We start from the raw sequence: 1,482 nt of genomic DNA, 5'->3' as shown, positions 1-1,482 counted from the left end.
CGGCACGACCGGGCGCGGGAGACCCGCGCCTCCACCCGGCTCGGCGCCTGACGGCCCGCGCGGTACGGCGCCCGCGCGACCGTCTGGTCCCGGCACGCGGACAGGGGACCGCGCGGACCGTCGGCTCGGCGGTCCGCGCAGCCCCGCGGGAGATCACCCGTCAGCAGTCGTCGCCGTACCCTCCGCCCCAGTCGTCATCGTCGTCGTACCAGCCGCCGTGGTCGTCGTCGTCGTCCCAACCGCCGCCGGTCACGTAGCTGACCGAGTGGGTGGGCACCGCCGCCGAGGCCGTACCCGCTGCTCCGATGGCGGCGCCGCCCGCCATCAGGACTCCGATCGCGGACGCCGCGAAAAGCTGCTTCACTCTCAGTGCACGCATGGTTCGAACCCTTCTCGTCACTGCGCCGCCGTGCGGCGCGAAACGCCTTCGCCCTCCTTCCGGTCCAGCACGGATTTCTGCCTTTGCAGGATGGATGTGTGGAAGGAGCGTCCCGCCGTCAACGCGGCTGTTCGAGCCGCGGACCATGGGGCCGGATCGCGCTTTCTCCTGGCCGTGTGACTCACGGCGGGCGAAAGGCCCGTTCCCGCGATGGCGGCCGTCTCCTGCCCATGCTAGTCACCTACGGGTGGGCCGTCACCTCGGGAACGGGGCACGCGGTGCGCGTCATCGACCGGAGGGGCCGCCGCCGTGCGGTATACGTCTCCTCGGGCCGGCCGGAAGTCCCGCGAAGGCGAAGGGGTGTGCTGCTGTGGCTGCTGCTGAGGAACGCACGACGTGCTGTGTGGTGGGGGGCGGGCCGGCCGGCATGGTACTGGCGCTGCTGCTGGCCCGGGCCGGGGTCGAGGTGACGGTGCTGGAGAAGCACGGGGACTTCCTGCGCGACTTCCGCGGCGACACCGTGCACCCCTCGACCCTCTCGCTCCTGGACGACATCGGCCTCGCCGAACGCTTCGCCCGGCTGCCGCAGCGCCGGGTCTCCTCGGTCCAACTGCCCCTCGGGCAGGACCGGTCCCTCGTCACCGTGGGGAACATCGCGGCGCTGCCCGGGAAGTACAACTACATCGCGATGGTGCCCCAGTGGGACCTGCTGGACCTGCTCGCCGACGAAGCCCGCAAGGAACCCTCCTTCCGGCTGCGCATGGACACCGGCGCGACCTCCTTCCTCGTCGAACGCGGACGGGTCGCGGGCGTCCGCTACCGCACCGCCGACGGCCGCACCGGCGAACTGCGGGCCACCCTCACCGTGGCCTGCGACGGCCGAGGCTCGCTCGCCCGCGCCCTGCCGGAACTCGGCCTGGAGGGCTTCCCCTGCCCCATGGACGCCTGGTGGTTCCGCCTGCCGCGCCACGAGGACGACCCCAGCGGGCTCGTCGGCGCCCTGGGCGACCGCTTCTTCACCGCGCTCATCGACCGCGGCGACTACTGGCAGTGCGCGGCGCTCATCCCCAAGGGCACGGACAGCGCACGCCGCGCGGAGGGGC

The 1,482-nt window shown here is 72.9% G+C and carries 2 protein-coding genes; one reads left to right on the top strand and one right to left on the bottom strand.

Annotated elements, in window-relative coordinates:
* Positions 1-160: 160 nt before the first annotated feature.
* Complete coding sequence (locus tag SSNG_RS02160; protein WP_050779516.1) at positions 161-379, bottom strand: hypothetical protein; 219 nt, start codon at positions 377-379, stop codon at positions 161-163.
* 427 nt (positions 380-806) lie between these two features.
* Between SSNG_RS02160 and SSNG_RS02155 the strand changes: the two genes are divergently transcribed.
* Positions 807-1,482, top strand: a 676-nt coding sequence (locus SSNG_RS02155; RefSeq protein WP_241694975.1) for an FAD-dependent monooxygenase, incomplete at its 3' end; no start/stop codon positions are given.

Origin of the sequence: Streptomyces sp. C (assembly GCF_000158895.1) — a bacterium.
Taxonomy (GTDB): domain Bacteria; phylum Actinomycetota; class Actinomycetes; order Streptomycetales; family Streptomycetaceae; genus Streptomyces; species Streptomyces racemochromogenes.
This window is presented reverse-complemented; position numbering and strand designations above follow the sequence as displayed.